Annotated in this window: 17 protein-coding genes; 15 read left to right on the forward strand and 2 right to left on the reverse strand. The window is 63.4% G+C overall.

The genetic code is table 11. From position 1 onward, the window contains the following. The first annotated feature begins 120 nt into the window (after window positions 1–120). From PQQ86_RS07515 to PQQ86_RS07580, 14 genes are all read left to right on the forward strand, one after another. Window positions 121–1,023, forward strand: a complete 903-nt coding sequence (locus PQQ86_RS07515) for a LysR family transcriptional regulator (protein WP_408265597.1) — start codon at window positions 121–123, stop codon at window positions 1,021–1,023. Between the two features lie 313 nt (window positions 1,024–1,336). Continuing rightward, window positions 1,337–2,209 carry a cyclase family protein gene (locus tag PQQ86_RS07520; protein WP_408265598.1) on the forward strand — a complete coding sequence of 291 codons (873 nt, stop codon included), beginning with the start codon at window positions 1,337–1,339 and terminating at the stop codon, window positions 2,207–2,209. Between the two features lie 12 nt (window positions 2,210–2,221). After that, a complete protein-coding gene (locus PQQ86_RS07525; protein WP_408265599.1) occupies window positions 2,222–3,355 on the forward strand; it encodes a CaiB/BaiF CoA transferase family protein in 1,134 nt (377 codons plus the stop codon). A gap of 16 nt (window positions 3,356–3,371) precedes the next feature. Beyond that, window positions 3,372–4,511 (forward strand): thiolase family protein, encoded by a 1,140-nt coding sequence (locus tag PQQ86_RS07530; RefSeq protein ID WP_408265600.1) that lies wholly within the window; start codon window positions 3,372–3,374, stop codon window positions 4,509–4,511. After that, window positions 4,508–5,686 (forward strand): thiolase family protein, encoded by a 1,179-nt coding sequence (locus PQQ86_RS07535; RefSeq protein ID WP_408265601.1) that lies wholly within the window; start codon window positions 4,508–4,510, stop codon window positions 5,684–5,686. The genes PQQ86_RS07530 and PQQ86_RS07535 overlap by 4 nt, the downstream gene beginning before the upstream one ends. 14 nt (window positions 5,687–5,700) lie before the next feature. Further along, window positions 5,701–6,159, forward strand: a complete 459-nt coding sequence (locus tag PQQ86_RS07540; RefSeq protein WP_408265602.1) for a Zn-ribbon domain-containing OB-fold protein — start codon at window positions 5,701–5,703, stop codon at window positions 6,157–6,159. 169 nt (window positions 6,160–6,328) lie between these two features. Next, entirely contained in the window at window positions 6,329–7,438 is a 1,110-nt protein-coding gene (locus PQQ86_RS07545) for a porin (RefSeq protein WP_408265603.1), read from the forward strand. Between the two features lie 77 nt (window positions 7,439–7,515). Continuing rightward, window positions 7,516–8,910: an MFS transporter gene (locus PQQ86_RS07550; RefSeq protein ID WP_408199175.1), complete on the forward strand. Its 1,395-nt coding sequence runs from the start codon at window positions 7,516–7,518 to the stop codon at window positions 8,908–8,910. Between the two features lie 76 nt (window positions 8,911–8,986). Beyond that, entirely contained in the window at window positions 8,987–10,621 is a 1,635-nt protein-coding gene (locus PQQ86_RS07555) for a class I adenylate-forming enzyme family protein (protein ID WP_408265604.1), read from the forward strand. Window positions 10,622–10,780: 159 nt separating this feature from the next. Further along, entirely contained in the window at window positions 10,781–11,734 is a 954-nt protein-coding gene (locus tag PQQ86_RS07560; protein WP_408265605.1) for a cupin domain-containing protein, read from the forward strand. Between the two features lie 68 nt (window positions 11,735–11,802). Continuing rightward, window positions 11,803–12,705, forward strand: coding sequence for a TauD/TfdA dioxygenase family protein (locus PQQ86_RS07565; protein ID WP_408265606.1), 903 nt, complete (start codon window positions 11,803–11,805; stop codon window positions 12,703–12,705). Between the two features lie 69 nt (window positions 12,706–12,774). Continuing rightward, a complete protein-coding gene (locus PQQ86_RS07570; RefSeq protein WP_408265607.1) occupies window positions 12,775–13,806 on the forward strand; it encodes an amidohydrolase family protein in 1,032 nt (343 codons plus the stop codon). Window positions 13,807–13,824: 18 nt separating this feature from the next. Further along, on the forward strand, window positions 13,825–15,579 hold the full coding sequence (locus PQQ86_RS07575) for an MFS transporter (protein WP_408265608.1): 1,755 nt from the start codon (window positions 13,825–13,827) through the stop codon (window positions 15,577–15,579). 29 nt (window positions 15,580–15,608) lie between these two features. After that, window positions 15,609–16,412 (forward strand): class II aldolase/adducin family protein, encoded by an 804-nt coding sequence (locus PQQ86_RS07580; RefSeq protein ID WP_408265609.1) that lies wholly within the window; start codon window positions 15,609–15,611, stop codon window positions 16,410–16,412. Between the two features lie 85 nt (window positions 16,413–16,497). Here the strand turns inward: PQQ86_RS07580 and PQQ86_RS07585 are convergent, their stop codons facing one another. Continuing rightward, window positions 16,498–17,331 (reverse strand): NAD-dependent epimerase/dehydratase family protein, encoded by an 834-nt coding sequence (locus tag PQQ86_RS07585; protein WP_408265610.1) that lies wholly within the window; start codon window positions 17,329–17,331, stop codon window positions 16,498–16,500. Between the two features lie 179 nt (window positions 17,332–17,510). Here PQQ86_RS07585 and PQQ86_RS07590 point away from each other — a divergent pair, with 179 nt between their 5' ends. Beyond that, a complete protein-coding gene (locus PQQ86_RS07590; protein ID WP_408265611.1) occupies window positions 17,511–18,503 on the forward strand; it encodes a LacI family DNA-binding transcriptional regulator in 993 nt (330 codons plus the stop codon). A 14-nt stretch (window positions 18,504–18,517) separates the two neighbouring features. Here the strand turns inward: PQQ86_RS07590 and PQQ86_RS07595 are convergent, their stop codons facing one another. Next, complete coding sequence (locus PQQ86_RS07595) at window positions 18,518–19,795, reverse strand: MFS transporter (RefSeq protein WP_408265612.1); 1,278 nt, start codon at window positions 19,793–19,795, stop codon at window positions 18,518–18,520. Window positions 19,796–19,964: the final 169 nt, after the last annotated feature.

Below are 19,964 nucleotides of genomic sequence, written 5' to 3' on the forward strand. Positions count from 1 at the left end.
ACTGCCTCCGTTCGATCATGCCACGCCTGTCAGTTAGTGCATCATGCCGCTTGATGGGCGCGGACGACGCTCCAGTCCTATTGAATGCGCGCGGCGGCGATCACGAGGAGACAGTGACCGATGAACATACAACAGCTCGAAACGTTCTACTGGATCACCCGTTTGGGCACCTTCGCGGCCGCCGGCGAATATCTTCATACTTCGCAGGCCAACGTGTCGTCACGGATTCGCGAACTCGAGAGCGAGCTCGACGTGTTGCTGTTTGAGCGCATTGGCCGTACCGTCACGCTGACGCTCAAAGGTCGCGAGTTGCTCGCGCACGCTGAGCGTGTCGTCGCCGAAGCGGCGCGGTTGCGGGTCGCGGCGGGCAAGCTCGTGGTCGGGCAGGGGTTGGTGCGCATCGGCGTCGGCGAGGTGATCGCCATGCGCTCGCTGATCACCATCATCAACCGGCTGAAGGAGCGTTACCCCGGACTCGACGTGGAATTCGATGTGAATCTGAACGCGAATCTGCTGAGCAAGCTGGAGCGCGGCTTGATCGATATCGCGGTGGTCGGCGGCCCGGTCGACGATCCGGATACGAAGCTGGTGCCGATCGGTGCGATGAACTTCGTATGGGTGGGCGCGCCGGCGCTGCTCGGCGATCTGAACAGCGTGCGGCCCCGCGATCTCGCGACGCTCCCGATCATTTCGCTGTCGCGCGATGCGCGTACCTTCGCTGTAATGCAGGGCTGGTTCTCCGATGAAGCTGTCACGCCCGCAACCATCAACTACTGCAACAGCCTGTCGACGATGCTCAACGTGGTGCGCGCGGGCATCTGCATCTGCATGATGCCGCTCGAACTTGTCGCCGCCGACCTCGAAGCGGGCACGCTGCGGGCGCTCCTGCCGGATCCTCAACTGCGGCCACTGCGTTTCTTCGTGGCCACACGCGCCGAAAGTATCGACCCGGCCGTGGCCGACATCGCGCAGATCGTCGTCGAAGTCACACGTTTGCCGCCTATCGACTCGCAGGAAGCGTAGCTTCACCCATCGCATCTGTTGCGTCCGTTCGCACGTTCAGGCGCTTCCCGCGCAGCCGATACTGCGGCGCGACAGCGCGCTTCTTCATCACAGGGTTGTCCCTGCCCCCTCCATTGAACGCCAGGCGCAGGAACTCGCCAGGCCCTGCCGCTGCGTGCTTCCAGCGTAGTCACGCCAAATCTTATCGATATCGACAAGAACTTCCCGTTTGACCCTCATAGGCCCCGGCTCTTAACGTGTGTTCACGGAGATAACGTTGTGCAACGACACAGCGTCATTACCGGACTACGTCAAATCAAGAGGTGGACGGGACATGAAGGAAGCATGGAAGCGCTGGGGTGCGGAGGATGAGCGCGGCGCACTTAATCTGATTGGCCCGGACGAAGTCCGGCGCGCCGTGTCGCTGGTGAAATCGGGTGAAGTGGTGAGCCTCGCGCAGCCGCTTTCGTCGAAGACACCCGGCCCGAAACACCGCTGCGGCCTGCAGCATTTCATGAATCGCGATGGCGGCGATTATGCAGCGGGCGGGCGCCGTCCTGGCGGTTTCCAGTTTTCCGAAGATAGTGTCGTGATGCCTTTGCATATCGGCACGCACATCGATGCGTTGTGCCACGCATGGTACGACGACGAACTCTACAACGGCTTTGCCGGCAACTCGATTCGCAGCACGAGCGGGGCGAGCCGCCTCGGGGTCGACAAGATGCCGCCGATCGTCACGCGCGCCGTATTGCTCGATTTCGTGCAGTTGCGCGGCAAGCCGCTCGCTGCCGACTACTCGATCGGTCGCGCCGATCTGCTCGAAGCGGCCGCTGCTGCCGACGTCCAGATAGGCCGTGGCGACGCGGTGCTGATCCGCACAGGCTGGCTCGAAAGCCGGGCGGGCGTGACGGATGTCTCGTTCGATATCGAACCTGGCATCGACGTGGAAGCGGCGCTGTGGCTCGCCGAGCGCGACGTTGCACTGATCGGTGCGGACAACTACGCAATCGAAGTCCTGCCGTTTCCCGCCGGCGAGGTGTTCCCGGTGCATCAACGGTTGATCCGCGATTACGGCGTGCCGCTGCTCGAAGGCCTGAGCCTGAAAGAGATCGCATCGCGCAAACGCAGCACGTTCCTGCTGATGGCGAGCGCGCTGCCGATTGTCGGCGCGACCGGCAGTCCGCTCGCGCCTACGGCTGTGCTGTAACGGAGCGCGCCAATGTCCCGCTTCAATTCATTCATGCAAGGCGTACGCGTGCTGGACGTGTCCGCCTATATCCCCGGACCGATGGCGGCCCTGCTGCTGGCCGACATGGGCGCGGAAGTGATCAAGATCGAGCCGCCCGGCGGCGACGGCATGTGCGAACTCGGCCCGCGCGATGCTGCGGACGTACCGGTGTTCCATGCGGCGATCAATGCGGGCAAGACGATTTGCCGGCTCGATCTGAAATCGCCGCAAGGTGTGTCGACATTCCTGCATCTGGCCGATCAGGCCGACGTGGTGATCGAAGGTTTCCGCCCCGGCGTGATGAAGCGGCTCGGCCTCGATTACGCGGTGCTCGCCGAACGCAACCCACGGCTCGTCTATTGCGCGCTGACGGGCTACGGCCAGAGCGGCCCGGCTGCACGTGAAGCCGGCCACGACGCGAACTATCTGGCGGCTGCCGGCGTATTGCATCGCAACGGCCACCCGCCGCGCTATTTCGATCCGCCCATTACCGATGTGAGCGGCGCGCTGTTCGCGACGATTGCGATTCTCGGCGCGCTGCACCGTCGCAATGTTGACGGCGCCGGCTGCTTCATCGACCTCGCGCTCGCCGATACGCCGATGTTGTTGCAGCAGTTCGCGCTGGCCGGCTTCGGCGTGTCGGGCGAGTCGCCGCAAGCGGACGAGACCTATCTGAATGGCGGCGCCGCCTACTACCGGATCTACCGGACGCGCGATGCGCGCCACGTGGTGCTCGGCGCGGTCGAGCCGAAGTTCTGGCAGGCGTTCTGCGAAGCCGCGCATCAACCGGAATGGCTCGCGCGCCATCGCGATCCTCTGCCGCAAAAGGCATTGATCGGCGAGCTCGACGCGTTCTTCGCAACGCTGAGCGCGGCCGAATGCATGGACCGCTTCGCTCCGGCCGATTGCTGCGTGACGCCCGTGCTCGATCTCGGCGAGGCGGTCAAAACGCCGCATCACGTCGCACGCCATCTGCTGCGCCGCGGTCCGCATCACGACTTGCAGGTGTTGTTTCCCGCGTGGATCGACGGCGTTCCACCCGCCGTGCGCGGCCCGTCGAAGACGACTGCCGACCCGGCATTCGCGGCTTGCTTCGACGGGCACCGGTCGACTGTTTCATATTAACCAGAGGGACTCTCATATGACTTACAAGGTTCAGCCCGGCGTCATCGGCTGCGCGATACGCCCGGTCATCAGGGGACAGGACCGTTCGCTGGAAGAGATGATGTACGACACGGTTCAACTGGCGCTTGCCGACGCCGGTCTCACCATCGACGACATCGACGGCATCGTGGTTGCGTCGAACGATCAATTCGACGGCCGCGCGATCTCGGTGATGATGGCCTCAGGCCCGGTGGGCGGGGTCGATCGCGACATCCTGTCGACGCCTTCCGCTTCCGAGCACGCCTTCGTGATGGGCGCGCTGCGCGTCGCCTCGGGTCACTACCGCACACAGTTGGTGGTGTCGTGGAGCCCGACCGAAGCGTCGTCGCTGTCGGAAGCGGAACGGCTCGGCGCCGATCCGTACTTTCACCGCATCCTGCCGCTCGACGAACTGTCCGCGCATGCATTGCAGGCCGCCACGCTCGAGGCACAGGTGCCCGGCGTGCGGGATCTCGCGGCGCGCGTCGCAGCGAAGAACCGCCACCACGGCGAGCAGGCCGATCCGAAGACGCGGCCGGCAGCAGGGTTCGCGCGCTGGCCGCTCGCGGCATCGATGACCTCGCAGCCGGTGACCGGCAGCGTCGCCATGATTCTCGCGTCGCCGGAATTCGTCGAAGAGCGCGGCATTGCGAACGTTGCATGGGTGCGCGGCATGGGCTGGGCCACTGAAACCGGCTTCCTCGGCGATCGCGAACTGGGCCGTGCGCCGGCGCTCGAAAGTGCTTCTCAACAGGCGTACACGGCAGCAGGCATTACAAACCCGGCCGCCGCGTTCGACGTCGCCGAAGTGACCGACGCTACGCCTTACGCGGAACTGCTCGCCTATGAAGCGCTCGGTCTGTGCGGCCGCGAGCAATGGGCCGAGCAGATCCGCGCCGGCAAATTCCTGCGCGGCGGGGCGCTGCCGGTCAATCCATCGGGCGGCGTGCTGACGCACAACCCGGTCTTCTGCACCGGCCTGATCCGCATCGCCGAAGTGGCCAACCAGGTGCGCGGCTGCTCGGGCGAACATCAGATCGACAACGTGCGTTGCGGTCTTGCACACGCGGCAAGCGGCTTTGCAATGCAATACCAGGCGGCGATCGTGTTCGGCCGTGAACAGGAGGTGGCGGCATGAGACAGGAACGCGTTGGCATCCTCGGCATCGGGCAATCGGCATTCAAGCCGCGTCGTGACGATGCCAGTTATCCGGATCTGGTCCGCGAGGCCGTCGTGCTCGCGATGGCCGATGCGAAGCTCGACTTCGAGCAGATCGAAGCGATCGTCTACTCGCTTTCGCCCGATGCAATGGTTGGCATCGGCAATGCGGAACGTCTTGGCGTCGACGCGGTGGGCGCGCGCAACAAGCCGTTCCTGCGCATCAACACGGGCGGCGCCACGGGTATTTCGAGCGTGATCTCGGCGTATTACCACGTCGCCTCGGGCGCCTGCGATGTCGTGCTGACCGCCGGCGCCGACAAGGTCGGCGAATGTGGCGATTCGCAGACCGTGCTCAACAAGATCTGGGACCCGTCGTACGAACGTCAGTTGCCGCTCGGCACGATCAACATGCTGGCGATGTCGGCGGTGCGCTACATGGACCGCTACGGGATGACCCAGGAAGACATGGCGCGCGTCACCGTGAAAAACCGCAAGCATGCGGCGCGCAATCCGAATGCGCATCTGCGCAAGGAAGTCAGCATCGAAGACGTGATGGCGTCGCGTTGTATCTCGTGGCCGATCAAGCTGATGGACTGCTGCCCGCAATCGAGCGGCGGCGCCGCGATGGTGCTCGCGTCCGAGCGCTATATCCGCGAGAACCATCTCGACGCGGTGTGGATTACCGGTCTGGCGCATTGCGCCGAAACTTATTGGCTGGGTGACCGGATGGCGTCGAACCCGGTCGCGGACCATGCCGATGCATTCGCCTTGTCCCGCGCCTTCGACCGGGCCTATCAGATGGCCGGGATCACCGATCCGCGCACGCAGATCGACGTCGCCGAACTGTATTCGCCGTTCAGCAACACGGAGTTTCATGCGATCGACGCGGCGCATCTGTGCGAACGCGGCGAGTCGGTTCAACTGATGCGCGAAGGCTACTTCGAACTCGGCGGCAAGGTGCCGGTGAATCCGTCGGGCGGCACGCTGTGCACCAACGCGATTGCGGTGACGGCGATGGTGCGCGCCGCCGAAGTTGCATTGCAGGTATGGGGCAGGGCCGGCGGCCACCAGGCAGCGGGCGCCAGGCGCGGCGTCGCGAGCGGCAACGGCGGCGATCACCAGATTTTCGGAACGATGGTTATTGAGGCTTGAGAGGAGACACGAACATGGCAACAGAACTTCTGCGACGCAAGGAAAACTGGAACATCACCTACGACCACGCGCTCGGCGAAACCGCCAGCTGGTTTTACGTGCAGATTCGCGACAACGCGAAGATTTACGGCCGCCGCTGCGCGGAAACCGGCAAGGTGCTGGTGCCGCCGCGCGCGTTTTCCGACCAGACGCTCAAGCCGACCACCGACTGGGTTGAAGTCGGCCCCGGCGGCACGATCACCGGCTTCACGATCGTCTATGAGCCGTTCCAGAACCTGCCCGATCCGCCGTATGCATTCGGCTATGTGCAACTGGACGGTGCCGATACGTCAATCGGCGGCTTCTTTACCGGCGTCGATCTGAGCGACGGCGAAGCGGCGGCGCAGCAATTGAAAATCGGCCGCCGCGTGATGACGCGCTTCTCGGAAGAGCGTACCGGCGACGTGCTCGACTTCCGCTTCGAGCCGGAATGATCGCCGCAACGCGGTAGCGGCGATAGGGTGGCGGGCGTTCGGCTCGCCGCGCATCCGCATCACTGGATTTACCCGGGTACGAACCGCACCGCCAAGTCCTGCGCGGCAGGCAGGGCTTCGTACGCCCGCAAAGCCTTGACCATACAAAAAGAATCACGGAGATGACGCAATGAAAAAGTATCTGCTGGCGGCACTGCTGGCGAGTTCGGTGGGTACGGTGTACGCGCAAAGCAGCGTCACGCTATACGGCCTGATCGACGAGGGCTTGACGTTCAACAGTAACCAGGGCGGCAGCCGCAACTACACGGCTGCGAGCAGCGTGATGCAGGGTAGCCGCTGGGGCGTGTTCGGCACTGAAGATCTGGGCGGTGGCCTGAAAGCGGTGTTCCGGCTCGAAAGCGGTTTCGACGTCAACAACGGCACGATGAGCCAGGGCAGTCGTTTATTCGGGCGGCAGGCGTATGTTGGGCTCGCATCGAACTACGGCACGCTGACGATGGGGCGCCAGTACGATCCGGTGGTCGACTACGTTCAGCCGATCAGCCTCGTTGCATTCATGGGCGCATACGGCGGCCATCCGCTCGATAACGACAATCTGCAGGACACCTACCGCGTCAACAACACCGTCAAGTACAAGACGCCCACCATTGGCGGCGCGTCCGCCGAAGCCATGTACGCGTTCAGCAATACGGCCGGAGGCTTCAGCCAGAACAATGCATGGAGCGTTGGTGCCGGTTACGCGAACGGCGCGATCGCACTCGGCGCGGGTGTGATCAAGCTCGATCATCCTGGCTCCGGCACCAATGGCGCGGTCGGCGCGTCAGGTAGCGGGACTACGTCCGACTATGCCTCTCTGGCAAATACCTTTGTTGCCGGCAGCGTGCAGAACGAATGGATCGCATCCGCGGCGGGCACCTACACGCTCGGCGGCGCGATGTTCGGGATCGTCTACTCGCACGTGCTGTACGAGATGCCGACCTCGAATGTGCGCTTCGACAACTTCGAATTCGACGGGTCCTATTACTTCACGCCGTTCCTGCGGCTGAGCGGCGCTTACACGTTCACGCGCGGCAATGTCGACCTGACGGATGAGCAACCGCGCTGGCATCAGTTCAACCTGGTGCTCGACTACTTCCTGTCGAAACGCACCGATGTGTATCTGATGGGTGTCTATCAACGCGCGGCAGGCGATGCAACGGTCGCGCGGATCTATCCGATGGCCGCCTCGAGCAGCGTCAACCAGTACCTCGCGCGCGTTGCGATCCGTCACAAGTTCTGAGTGCCAACCATCCGCGCGGCGGTGCGAACCCAAGGTTCGGTGGCCGCGGCTTTTGCAAGAGTGTCGAGGAGAACGTCATGTCAGCGAACAGCAGTGAGCACACGTTGCAGGCAGGGTATGCTGCGCCGGGCGATGAATATTCAGCGGACGCGAAGCGCCGGTTGGGCCTCCGGGTCGTCATGTCGAGTTATGTCGGCAGCACCGTCGAATGGTTTGACTTCTTCATCTACAGCATCGCCAGCGCGTCGGTGTTCAATGTGCTGTTCTTTCCGCAGCTGGGCTCGACCGGTGGCACGCTGGTCGCGTTCGCGACGATCGCGATCGGCTATCTGATCCGGCCGCTCGGCGGTGTGATCTACGGCCATTTCGGCGACCGCATCGGCCGCAAGAAGATGCTGATCTCGAGCATCGTGCTGATGGGCATCTCGACGATGCTGGTCGGCATCATGCCCACCTATGCGCAGATCGGCCTGTGGGCGCCGTTGTTGCTGATGGCGCTGCGGATGCTGCAGGGGCTTGCTGTGGCGGGCGAATGGGGCGGCGGTTTGCTGATGACGCTCGAACACGCGGGGCCCGGCAAGCGCGGCTTGTGGAGTTGCGTGATCGGTATGGGCCAATGTTCGGGCCTGCTGCTCGGCACGGCGGCGTTCGGGCTCGTATCGCGGCTGCCGGAAGCGCAGTTACTCTCCTGGGGCTGGCGTCTGCCGTTTCTCGGTGCCGTGCTGCTGATCGTCATCGGCTTGTGGATGCGCCTCGGCATTTCGGAGAGCCCGGTGTTCCTTGAACAGAAACGCAAGGACCAGGCGCAGCGCAAAGCGCCGCGTCTGCCGCTTGCCCAGGTGTTGCAGACGCAATGGCGCCAGGTGTTGCAGGCCGCGTTGATGGTGTCCGGACCGTTCGTGATCAGCGCATTGATCAGCCCGTTCAGCATCGCCTATTCGGTGCAGGCCGGCTTCCCGCGCGTGATTGCGCTCAATGCGGCGACTGCGGCGGCGTTGTGCCAGGTGATCGGTATGTTCTGCGGCGGCTGGCTGTCCGACAAGGTCGGCCGCCGGCCGGTATTCATGGCCGCCGCCGTGCTGATGGCAACCAATATCTCCGCGCTGCTCTATCTCGCGACGCTGCACGACAACGGCATGCTGGTGCTCGGCTTCGCGCTCGCCGGCCTTGCCCACGGTTTCATGTTCGGCCCTCTCGGCGCCTTCATCACAGAACTCTTTACGACCAGCACGCGGTTCACCGGCGCTTCTCTCGGTTATCAGCTGGCGGGCGCGCTGGGGGGCGGCTTCACACCGTTGATCGCCGGTGCGTTGCTGGCCGCGGGCGGCGGCGTGCCGCATGCGCAGTACGTGATCGCGTTCGGCACGTTGTTCTGTGTCGTCAGTTTTATCGTCGCCCTGAAGTCGCGGGAAACCTATCGCGAGGATCTGAACGCGGTGGGTGCGGCGTCGGGCGCCGGTTCCGGAGCCTGAGTCGCCACAACATCGAAGCGTGAGCATCAGCAGGATGCGTTCACAACGGCAATCACTTCATCAGATGAGTTTTATGATGCGAGCACCTTTAAGCAGGAACCTGTTCGATCTTCTCTGCGAAATGGCGGCCCATGCGCCGGACCACCCCGCAGTCATCACTAACGACGAGCTCGTCAGCTGGCGTGAACTCGAGACCCGCGCACGGCGCGTCGCGGCATGCCTGAAGTCGTTCGGCGTGGTACGGGGCGACCGTGTCGGGCTGCTGCTCAGCAATCGGGTCGAGTGGATCGAGATCTGTTTCGGCGTGGCGCTGCTGGGCGCGGTCACGATACCCGTCAGCACGTGGTCCAAACGCGGCGAACTCGATTTCCTGCTGCGCGACGCGGGCCTGAAAGTGCTGTTCACGCTTGACCGCTTCGGCGACCAGGACTACGCCGCGGATCTGGCCGCGCTGATTCCGGGCCTCGCCGACGGCCGTCCCGGCGTGGTACGCAGCGCGGCTTGTCCCGCACTGCAACAGTTGGTCAGCGTGGGCGGGGATGCGCTTGCGGGAGCATGGCCGTACGCCGAGGTCTGCCGCAACGTCGCACCGCTCGACACGTTGCCGCCGCCCGGCGACGGCGCCAGCGCAGCAGACGACGCGTTCATTCTCTACACGTCCGGTTCGACGTCGTTCCCGAAAGCGGTTCGGCTGAGCCAGGGTGACGTGATCGAGAACGGCTTCAACATTGGCGAACGGCAGGGGTATACCCGCGACGATCGCGTGCTGTTGAGTCTGCCGCTCTTCTGGTCGTACGGTTCGGCGAATGCGATGTGTGCGACCTTCACGCACGGTGCGACGCTGGTACTGCAAAGTCGTTTCGAACCGGCTGGCGCGCTCGATCTGATCGAGCGCCATCGCTGCACCGCGCTATATACGCTGCCGGCGGCCACGACGGCGCTCGTCACGCATCCGTCGTTCTCACGCGAACGCACCCGCAGTTTGCGCACCGGCCTGACGATCGGCAGCGCGCAGGACGTCGCGACCGCTGCCGACGTGCTCGGCATCCGCGAAATCTGCAACGTGTACGGACAGACGGAGACCTACGGCAACTGCTGTGTGACGTGGCACCACACGCCGCTTGAGGAGCGCAAGCACTGCCAGGGGCCGCCGCTGCCCGGCGTGCGGCTGCGCATCGTCGACGCGGAAAGCGGCGCGCCGGTGGCGCCTGGCGAGCCCGGCATGATCGAAGTGGCGGGGCGCGTCACGCCCGGCTACACGGGCAGGAGCGAAGCGCTGAATGCGGAGTGCCGGACCGCCGATGGCTATCTGCGAACGGGCGATATAGGCCGCATCGCGGAAGACGGCAGCCTGCAATTCATAGGACGAAATACCGAGATGATCAAGCGTGCCGGTATCAACGTCGCCCCCGCCGAAGTCGAAGAAATTCTGCGCCAGCACGAGGGCGTCGCGCTCGCGGGCGCGGCGGGCGTACCCGACGCTGAACGAGGCGAGATGATTGTCGCGTTCGTTGTAAAGGCACCGGGCGCGACCGTGACGAGCGAAGAGTTGCGCGCGCATTGCCGGGCGCTTGCGTCGAGCTACAAGGCCCCCGATCGCATCGAAATCTGTAGCGAACTGCCCGCCACGCCGACCGGCAAGGTGCTGCGCAAGGAGCTCAAGGCGATGGCGGCTGCGCTGGTGGCGCTCAAAGAGACGGTGGTCGACTGACGGTAAGTTTTGCTGCGGCTTCGATAAAAGGAAGTGATGGGTATCGACAAGAACTTCCCGTTTGACCCGAACCCCGCAGGCGCTTAACGTGAAGTCACAACGATAGAAGCTCAGCCGCCGTTGCGCGGCCGGACAAGGCTGATGGAACTGGAGGAAGACATGTCGACAACCGCTCCCACGCGGTCGATCGCGGATTTGCCGGCGCAGCGCGCCGCCGCGCCCAAAACCGCCGCGCAGCGTACTGCGCGCTATTTCAACACCGGCAACGCGTTCAATATCCAGCTGCCACCGGTCCCGGACCATGCGTTCACCGCCGAACCGGCGCGCGCGTTGGATCCTGATACGCCGACCGGTTTGATCGATTGCGATCTGTCGGCGCATTTGCAGATTCCGGTGCCGGCTACCACGCCGCTTTCGCTTGTGCGCTACGCGCGGATCCGCGCCGGCGAAACGCTGAATACCGATTTCGCGGCGAGCGGCGTGATCGTCTATGTGATGGTGGGCAGCGGCCAGACAATTTGCGGCGGCGAACAGATCGACTGGAATCCGGGCGACGTGTTCGTGCTGCCCGGCGGCATCCCGCACCGCTATCGGGCGGCGCCTACCGCCGATGCCGTGCTGTGGATCGTGACGAACGAGCCGCAACTCGCCTTCGAACATCTGCGCGCGCCGGTCGGCGGTGGCGCGCCAACCCCGGTCGTGCACTATCCGGCCGACGAAATCGAACGTCAGATCGATCTGATCTATGAAATTGGCCGCGGGCAGGATATCGCCGGCTCGGCGCTGATTTTCTCTTCGGAGCGTCAGGAGGCGATCCGCAACGTGCTGCCGACGCTCACGGTGGCGATGAACTCGCTGCCACCGGGCGTCGCGCAACGTCCACACCGGCACAACTCGATGGCTGTCGCGCTGATCATCCGTGGCGACGGTTGCTTCTCGATGATCGACGGCAAACGCAAGGAATGGTCGCAATGGGCGACCACGATCACGCCCCCCGTGGCCGTGCATTCGCATCACAACGAAGGCGATGGGCGCGCGATGTTCCTGATCGTGCAGGACGGTGGCATCTACTACTACACGCGCGCGATGGGCTTTTCCTTCGCCGACGTGTGACGCGCCGTCAACCTGCACGCGAACCGGAACAAACGCCAACTATCTACGCATTTCTGGAGACACAAGCCATGTCAGTTCAAGCCGCCAATTCCGCCGCCACCGCAAACGGCTTCAAGGTCCGCAAGCTCGGCGAAGCCTTGGGCGCTGAAGTGCTGGGCGTCGATATGCGCCATCCGCTCGACCCCGCCGCATACCAGGAATTGCACGACATCTGGATGGAGCATCTCGTGCTGGTGTTTCCCGAACAGCACGTCGACGACCAGCAACACGTGGAGTTCACGCGCAGCTTCGGCGAGCCGGAGATCTTCCATCAGAACATCATCCGTTCGAAGCGGGTGCGCGAAATCTTCCGCGTGTCGAATGTCGACGAGGAAGGCACGCTGATGCCGCCCGATCATCCCACCGCGCGGCAGGTTTCGCTCGCACAGTTCTGGCACACCGACAGCAGTTATCGCGCGGTACCGTGCAACGGCTCGCTGCTGCATGGGATCGAAGTGAGCCGAACCGGCGGCGAGACACAGTTCACCAACATGTACGCCGTCTACGATGCCCTGCCCGACACGCTGAGGAAACAGGTGGAAGGGCGCCGCGCATTGCACGACTTCGAGTTCCTGCAAAAGCAGAACAAGCTCAAGCCGCTGACCGACGCGGAGCGCGCCGCGATGCCTCCCGTATGGCAGCCGATGGTGCGCAAACATCCGGTGACCGGGCACAAATCGCTGTATATCAGCCCGATCTACAACGAAGACGTCGAAGGCATGCCGCGTGACGAAGCGCGCCACCTCATTGTGGAACTGGCGGCGTTCGCCGGCCAGCGCCAGTTCGTCTATTCGCATCGCTGGGAAACCGACGACGTGGTGCTGTGGGATAACCGTTGCACGATGCACCAGGTGACCTCGTTCGCCCCCACCGAGCGGCGCGTGATGCACCGCACGACGATCGTTGGCGATCAACCGGTGATCGCGGGCTGACGCATTGCTGCTTTTCGTTGTGTCAACGCGACGAACCCTGCAAACACACGACGCTTTCGAGGACCACTCATGCCAACTGCCGAGCTTCCCGTTTTCAAGCATGTCGAGTTGAACCCCGCGTGGCTGGACCGCCTGCGCGAAGACATCATCGACCCCGATCTGCTGATCGTCGATCCGCATCATCATCTGTGGGACCGCTCGGGCGGTTATCTGCTCGATGAATTACTGGCCGACACCGGTTCGGGCCATAACATCACCGCCACGGTCTACGTGCAGTGCGGCTATGCCTATCGTCCGGACGGACCGGAGGCGTTCAAGCCGGTTGGCGAGACGGAATTCGTCGCGTCGGTGGCGGAAGAAGCCGCGCGGCGCGGTGCGAAGACGCGCGTCTGCGCGGGTATCGTCGGTTATGCGGATCTGACCTTGGGCGACGAGGTCGATGCCGTGCTGCAGGCGCATATCGATGCCGGCGGTGGCCGTTTTCGCAGCGTCCGCCATATCGTCGCACGCCATGCGTCGTTTCAGGCGAGCCTGCTGACGCCGCCGCCGCTGTACCTGATGAACGACGCGACGTTCCGGCGCGGCGTGAGCCGGCTCGGCGCCTTCAACCTGTGCTTCGACGCATGGCTGTACCACACGCAGATCAGGGAACTGGCGGACCTCGCGCGGGCGTTTCCGGAACTGCCGATCGTGATGAATCACCTGGGCGGACCGCTCGGCGTTGGGCCCTATCAGGGCCGGCGCGACGAAGTGTTCCGTGAATGGCGCGACGCGATTGCCGAACTCGCGGAGTGTCCGAATGCGTACGTGAAGCTCGGCGGCCTCGCGATGGCGATTGCCGGCTTCGAGTTCCATCGCGAGCCGTTGCCGCCTTCGTCGGGCGAACTGGCGAACGCATGGCGGCCGTATATGGATGCGTGTATCGAACACTTCGGCGCTGAGCGCTGCATGTTCGAGACCAATTCGCCGGTCGACAAGGGCATGTGCGGCTATCCGGTGATCTGGAACGCGTACAAGCGGATCGCGTCGGGCGCCTCGGCGAGTGAGAAAGCGGCGCTGTTTCACGATACCGCGACGCGCGTCTATAAGCTCGGGCATTGAATACGGAGACGACGACATATGGGCACCGTTCCTCCGCGCACCGATTTCACCGGTAGGGAAAGATGGAAGGTCATCATCAGTTCGTCACTCGGCACGGCATTCGAGTGGTACGACTTTCTGCTTTATGGCGCACTCGCGCCGGTCATCGCAAAGCAGTTTTTCTCTGGCGTCAATGAAACTGCTGCGTTCATTTTCGCGTTGCTGACCTTTTCGGCGGGCTTCGTCGCGCGGCCATTCGGTTCGCTCGTGTTCGGGATGATCGGCGATCTGGTCGGCCGCAAGCGTACCTTCGTCGCAACGATCATGCTGATGGCGCTGCCCACGTTTCTCGTCGGCTTGCTGCCCGGTTACGCGACCTGGGGTATCTATGCGCCCGCCACGTTGATCGTGCTGCGTGTGCTGCAGGGTCTTGCCGTCGGTGGCGAGTACGGCGGCGCGCTCGTTTACGTAGCCGAGCATTCCGAACCGGGCAAGCGCGGCAAGGATACCTCGTGGCTGAGTGCGATGACGCCAGCCGGGATCATTCTCGCGCTGTCGGCAACGCTCGTCACGCGCACGATTTCCGGCGAAAGCGCGTTGGCCGAATGGGCGTGGCGCATTCCGTTTCTCGCATCGATTGTGCTGTTCGGTATTTCGATGTGGCTGCGTCTGAAGCTGAAGGAATCGCCGGTATTTGAAGAGATGAAAGCGGCTGCGCGTGACAAACGGCGGCCGGTGCGCGAAGCGTTCGGCGAATGGCGCTATCTGCGCACGGCGATCCTGCTGACGTTCGGCGTCAATACGGCGATCGGGGTGATTGCCTACACGTCGGAGTTCTATTCACAATTCTTCATGGCGCGCACGCTCGGCATCGATCCGGTGACGATCAACTGGGTGATGCTCCCTTCGCTATTGTTGAGCGTCCCGATGTATATCGTGTGCGGCTGGCTGACCGATAAGCTCGGTCGCAAGCCGGTCTTTCTGATCGGCACGCTGCTCGCGGCACTGACGCTGCAACCCGCGTTCCGGCTGATGACGCATTACGGCAACGCGGCGCTCGAAGCCGCGCAACGCGCCGCGCCGGTGGTCGTGTTCGCCGATCCCGCGAATTGTTCGGTGCAGTTCAATCCGGTGAGCGCCGCGGCGCTGACATCTTCATGCGACATCGCGAAGGGTTATCTGGCGAGCCGAATGGTGTCTTACGAGAATCAGGCATTGCCGCCCGGTTCGATCGCGTCGCTGAAAATCGGCAACACGATGCTGCAGGCATTCGACGGCACCGGCATGCCGAAAGCCGCGTTCGCGGCGCGAGACAAGCAGTTCCAGGCGGACGTTCAGAAGGCGCTGACGGGGAACGGCTATCCAGCGCTCGCTGATCCGGCCCACGTGCATCGCGGCGTGCTGATTTGCATCATGACCTATCTGCTGTCGCTGCTGGCGATGATCTACACACCCGCCGGCGCATGGATGACCGAACTGTTCCCGACCCGCATCCGCTATACGGCGATCTCGCTGCCGTACAACATCGGCGCCGGGTGGTTCGGCGGCTTCATGCCGAGCGTCGCGTTTGCGATGGTGGCCGGCAACGGCGGCGTGTACTTCGGGCTGTGGTATCCGGTCGGCCTGCTCGCACTGGCTGTGCTGATAGCGGGTTTTGGTTTGCCCGATATGAGAAATCGCCAGCTCAACGCGCCGCTCGGCGACGGCGAATCGGGCGGTGCTGGGCGCGGCGTTGAGCAGGTCGTCGAGCAACGCGTTGTGTGCGAAGCGGTGCAGGGCGGCGCGCGATCGTGACGCAGCAAGCTTTTGAGTGGAGACAGGATATGTCTGTGAGTCCGATTGCGACGATGGATGAATTGCCACTGGCACGGCAGAGCTCGAGCGACGTGGACGAAGCGGAGCGCGAGCTGCGCGTCGAATTGGCGGCCGCGTACCGGCTGGTCGATTACTTCGGCTGGACCGAGCAGATCTACGGCCACCTGACCGCGCGTCTTCCCGGCCCCGAGAACCATTTCCTGATTAACGCGTTCGGCGAGAATTACGATGAGGTGAAGGCGTCGAGCCTCGTGAAGATCGATGTCGACGGCAAGGTGGTTTCGGGCGCGAACAGCGCGGTGAACTACGCGGGCTTCGTGATCCATTCGGCGATCCACATGATGCATGAGGAGCGCAATCTGGTCGTGATGCATATCCATTCGCGTGCGGGCATGGCGATCGCCGCGATCAAGGAAGGTCTGCTGCCGATCTCGATGTTCTCGACCGTGTTCTACGAAAATATCGGCTATCACGACTATGAAGGCGCTTCGCTGTATCTCGACGAGCGGGAGCGCATCGTTCGTTCTTTGGGCTCGGCGAAAGCACTGATCTTGCGCAATCACGGCTTGCTGGTGACAGGCGCATCGGTACCAGAATGTTTTCTGCGGCTATACCGGCTGGAGCGGGCCTGCCAGATTCAGGTTGATGCCGCTGCCTGCGGTACGCCAAATCTGATCGGCGCGCCGGTGGCAACCAGATCGCGCAACGACCTCGGCGAATTCCAGGGTATGCAACATGTGCCGGAAGGGACGATCGAGTTCGCGGCACTCAGGCGCAAGCTCGACCGGACGGATCCCGGATATCGGGACTAGACCAGCGGCCATGAGTGCCTATGCGCACTCGTTCATACCGGTGCACGCACGAGGGTAGTCTGCCAAGGCAGCGCCGCGCGCTACTTCACTGCTTCGCCTCCATTGGCTGGCCAAGCACGAATGGGCCACCCTGGAAGCGCTGTGCGGGATCGTCGCGCGAGTCGCCAGGTGCGGTCGCGGGGAAACGCTCCGCGAACTGTGCAGCGCTGTCGCGCGGGTTGAAGCCGAGGAAGCTGGCTTTCGTGTTGTCCCACCACTTGACCGGATTGTTCGACGCGCCGTACACGACCACGTGCCCGACGCAGTGCGTGAACAGCGAGCACCGCACCAGTTCAATAAAGTCGGGATAGCTCAGATACGTGACGAGCATGCGCGGGTTCTTCGGCTCTTCGAACGATGAGCCGATTCGCAGGCACACCGTCTCGATGCCGAAACGATCGTAGTAATAGCGCGAAAGCGCCTCGCCGAAGCACTTCGTCACGCCGTAGAGACTGTCCGGGCGCTGCGGCGCGTCGGCGTCGAGCATTTCTGTGACCGGATGAAAACCGATCGCATGATTGGAGCTCGCGAACACGACGCGCTTCACGCCGTGCTTGCGCGCTGCCTCATACACGTTGTATGTGCCGGCAATGTTCGCTCCGAGCAGGTCCTCGAACGGGGCGTCGACGGAGATACCGCCCAGATGCACGATCGCATCGACGCCCTCGACGAGTTGCATCACCGCCGGCCGGTCCGCCAGATCGACGACGCTCGTTTCCTCGTGCGACGCCGGTTCGCTGAGTTTCGCGATGTCGCTCACGCGCACGATATCGGCCCAATTGGCGAGCGCGCCGCGCAGCTGGCGGCCCAGGTTGCCGGCGGCGCCGGTCAGAAGCAGACGCCGGAACGGCTTGGACGACGGTACGACTGTTTGGCTCATAAAAAACTCCTGGAAAATGACAGTTGGAAAACGTTTTCTAAATTAGAACGACGGAGGAGATTCAGCGTCAATTTCCGGATGCGCGGCTATCAGACGGCAATTTCGCCAAATAGCAGTCGCCCACCTGACCGCGCTTTCTGCGACAATCAGTAAACAAAACAGAAAACGTTACCTTTTGCATGAAAAAACTTTCCCCAACGATTCGCGACGTCGCCGCAGCGGCTGGCGTGTCAGTCGCCACGGTGTCCAAGTACATGAACGGTGCGCAACGCTTCTCCGCACCGGTCGAGGCGCGCCTGAAGTCCGCGATCGAGAAACTCGGCTACCGCTCGAATCCGCTTGCGCGATCGATGATCACCGGCCGCTCTCGCACCATCGGACTGACCGTTCTTGACATCAGCAATCCGCACTTCACGAACGTCGTGAAAGGCGCCAACCGCGTCGCGCTGCGGCACGACTACACGCTGCTGCTCGTCGACACCGACGAAAACCAGGCGCGCGAGCGCCCGTTGATCGAAGCGCTCGCGCAGCGCGTTGACGGCCTGATCGTCAGCTCACGGATGTCCGACGACGAGGCGCAGTGGTTGCTCGATCTCGGCAAGCCACTTGTGCTCTTGAGACGTAGTGATGCGCTGCCGATCCCGAGTGTTGGCATCGACAACCGGCTCGCAACCTACATGCTCGCGCGGCATCTACTAAACCTCGGACATCGTCACATCGCCTACCTCGGTTTCGGCCAGGCTCGCATCAATGACGAGCGCATTCGCGGTGCGCGCGAGTGTCTCGAGGAAGCCGGCCTCACGCTTGATGTCTACGACGCTCACGCGCCGACCGCACATGCGGGCGAGGACGCGTGCTCGCGCATGATGCTCGGTCCGCGCAGGCCGCAGGCTGTGATCTGCTATAACGACCTGATCGCGCTCGGCTTCATGAAAGAGGCAGCGTCGCTCGGCATCAAGGTGCCGCACGAGCTGTCGGTAACCGGTGTCGACAACGTCCCGTACGGCGAGTACGCAGCGCCCGCCCTCACCACCGTCGATATCCAGAGCGAGAAAATGGGCGAGCTCGCGATGCAAAAGCTCATCGACGCGCTCGCGGGCCATGCGGAGGCTGGGCATTCGACGTTCGAGCCGAGGCTCATCGTCCGTGAATCGACGGCGGCCCGCGGCTGACGCGCCTAACGCTTTCACGCGTCGAACTTCGCGGGCGTCATGCGCGGCGTCAGCATCTGCATGACGGCGAGGGCGACGAGGTAGGCAAGCGCGCCTATCGCGAACAGCACCCAGTAGTGGCCGGTGCGTTGCAGGACCTGACCGATCACCTCCGAGAACAGCACCGCGCCGATCGAGCCCGCCATCCCGCCGATGCCGACCACCGCGCCCAGCGCTCGCTTCGGGAAGAGATCGGACGCGGTGGTGAAAAGGTTTGCGGACCAGCCCTGATGAGCTGCCGCCGCCAGTCCGACGATCGCGACGGCACCCCAGAAGTTGTCGACTTGTGAGACGAACGCGATAGGCAGCACGCAGCACGCGCAGATCAGCATCGCTGTCTTGCGCGCGGCGTTTACGCTCCATCCGGCGCGCAGGAGCGCCGAGGAGAGCCAGCCGCCGTCGACGCTGCCGACGGTCGTCATTGCATAGATGCAGACGAGCGGCAGACCGATGTGCTGCATGTCCATGCCGCGCGACTCGTTAAGCCACTTCGGCAGCCAGAACAGATAGAACCACCACACCGGATCGGTCAGGAACTTACCGATCAGGAACGCCCACGTCTGGCGCTTTCTGATCAGCACGCCCCAGCCCGGCGCGCCGGCGTTCACGTTGGCGGCATCGAGCGCCTCGACTTCGTCCTGCGCTTCCTCCACGGAGCTCGGGTCGGCAGACCGGTAGAGCGCGAACCATACGGCCAACCAGACGATGCCCAGCGCCCCGATGATCACGAACGCCGCACGCCAGCCGAACGCCAGCGCGAGCGGCGGGATGATTGCGGGTGCGAACACCGCGCCGACATTCGCGCCAGAGTTGAAGATGCCGGTTGCAAGCGCACGTTCGCGGCGCGGGAACCATTCGGCAGTCGTCTTGATGGCGGCCGGGAAGTTGCCGCCCTCGCCGATGCCGAGCAGCGCACGCGCCATGGCGAAGCCGGTCACCGAGCCGACTGCCGCATGCAACACCGCCGCCACGCTCCAGATCAGCATGGCGAGCGCGTACGAAATGCGCGTGCCGAGCCAGTCGACGATACGGCCGAAGCACAGAAGGCCGACCGCGTAGAACGCCGAGAAGGCGATCACGATGCGGCCGTACTGCACTTGGGTCCAGCCGATATCGTGCTGCAGAAGCGGCGCGAGCAGACCGAGAATCTGGCGGTCCATGTAGTTGATCACGGTCGCAAAGAAGAGTAACGCGCAGACCGTCCAGCGATAGCGGCTGGCGACGCGGGCGAGGCCGATGACGGCAGTTTGCATTTAAGTCTCCGTTGCGCGGCGTCGCTTGTCGCGCCGCGCTATATGCCATTGATCGGGAATGGCGCCGAGGCCCGCGATGCATGGCACTGCGGTGGTGCTACACCACGAACGCATCCAGTTAGGAAAACGTTTTCCTATAGTATAAGATTTGTAGTGTCTTGAAAAGGCC

This window comes from Paraburkholderia sediminicola (assembly GCF_046026675.1).
Taxonomy (GTDB): domain Bacteria; phylum Pseudomonadota; class Gammaproteobacteria; order Burkholderiales; family Burkholderiaceae; genus Paraburkholderia; species Paraburkholderia sediminicola_F.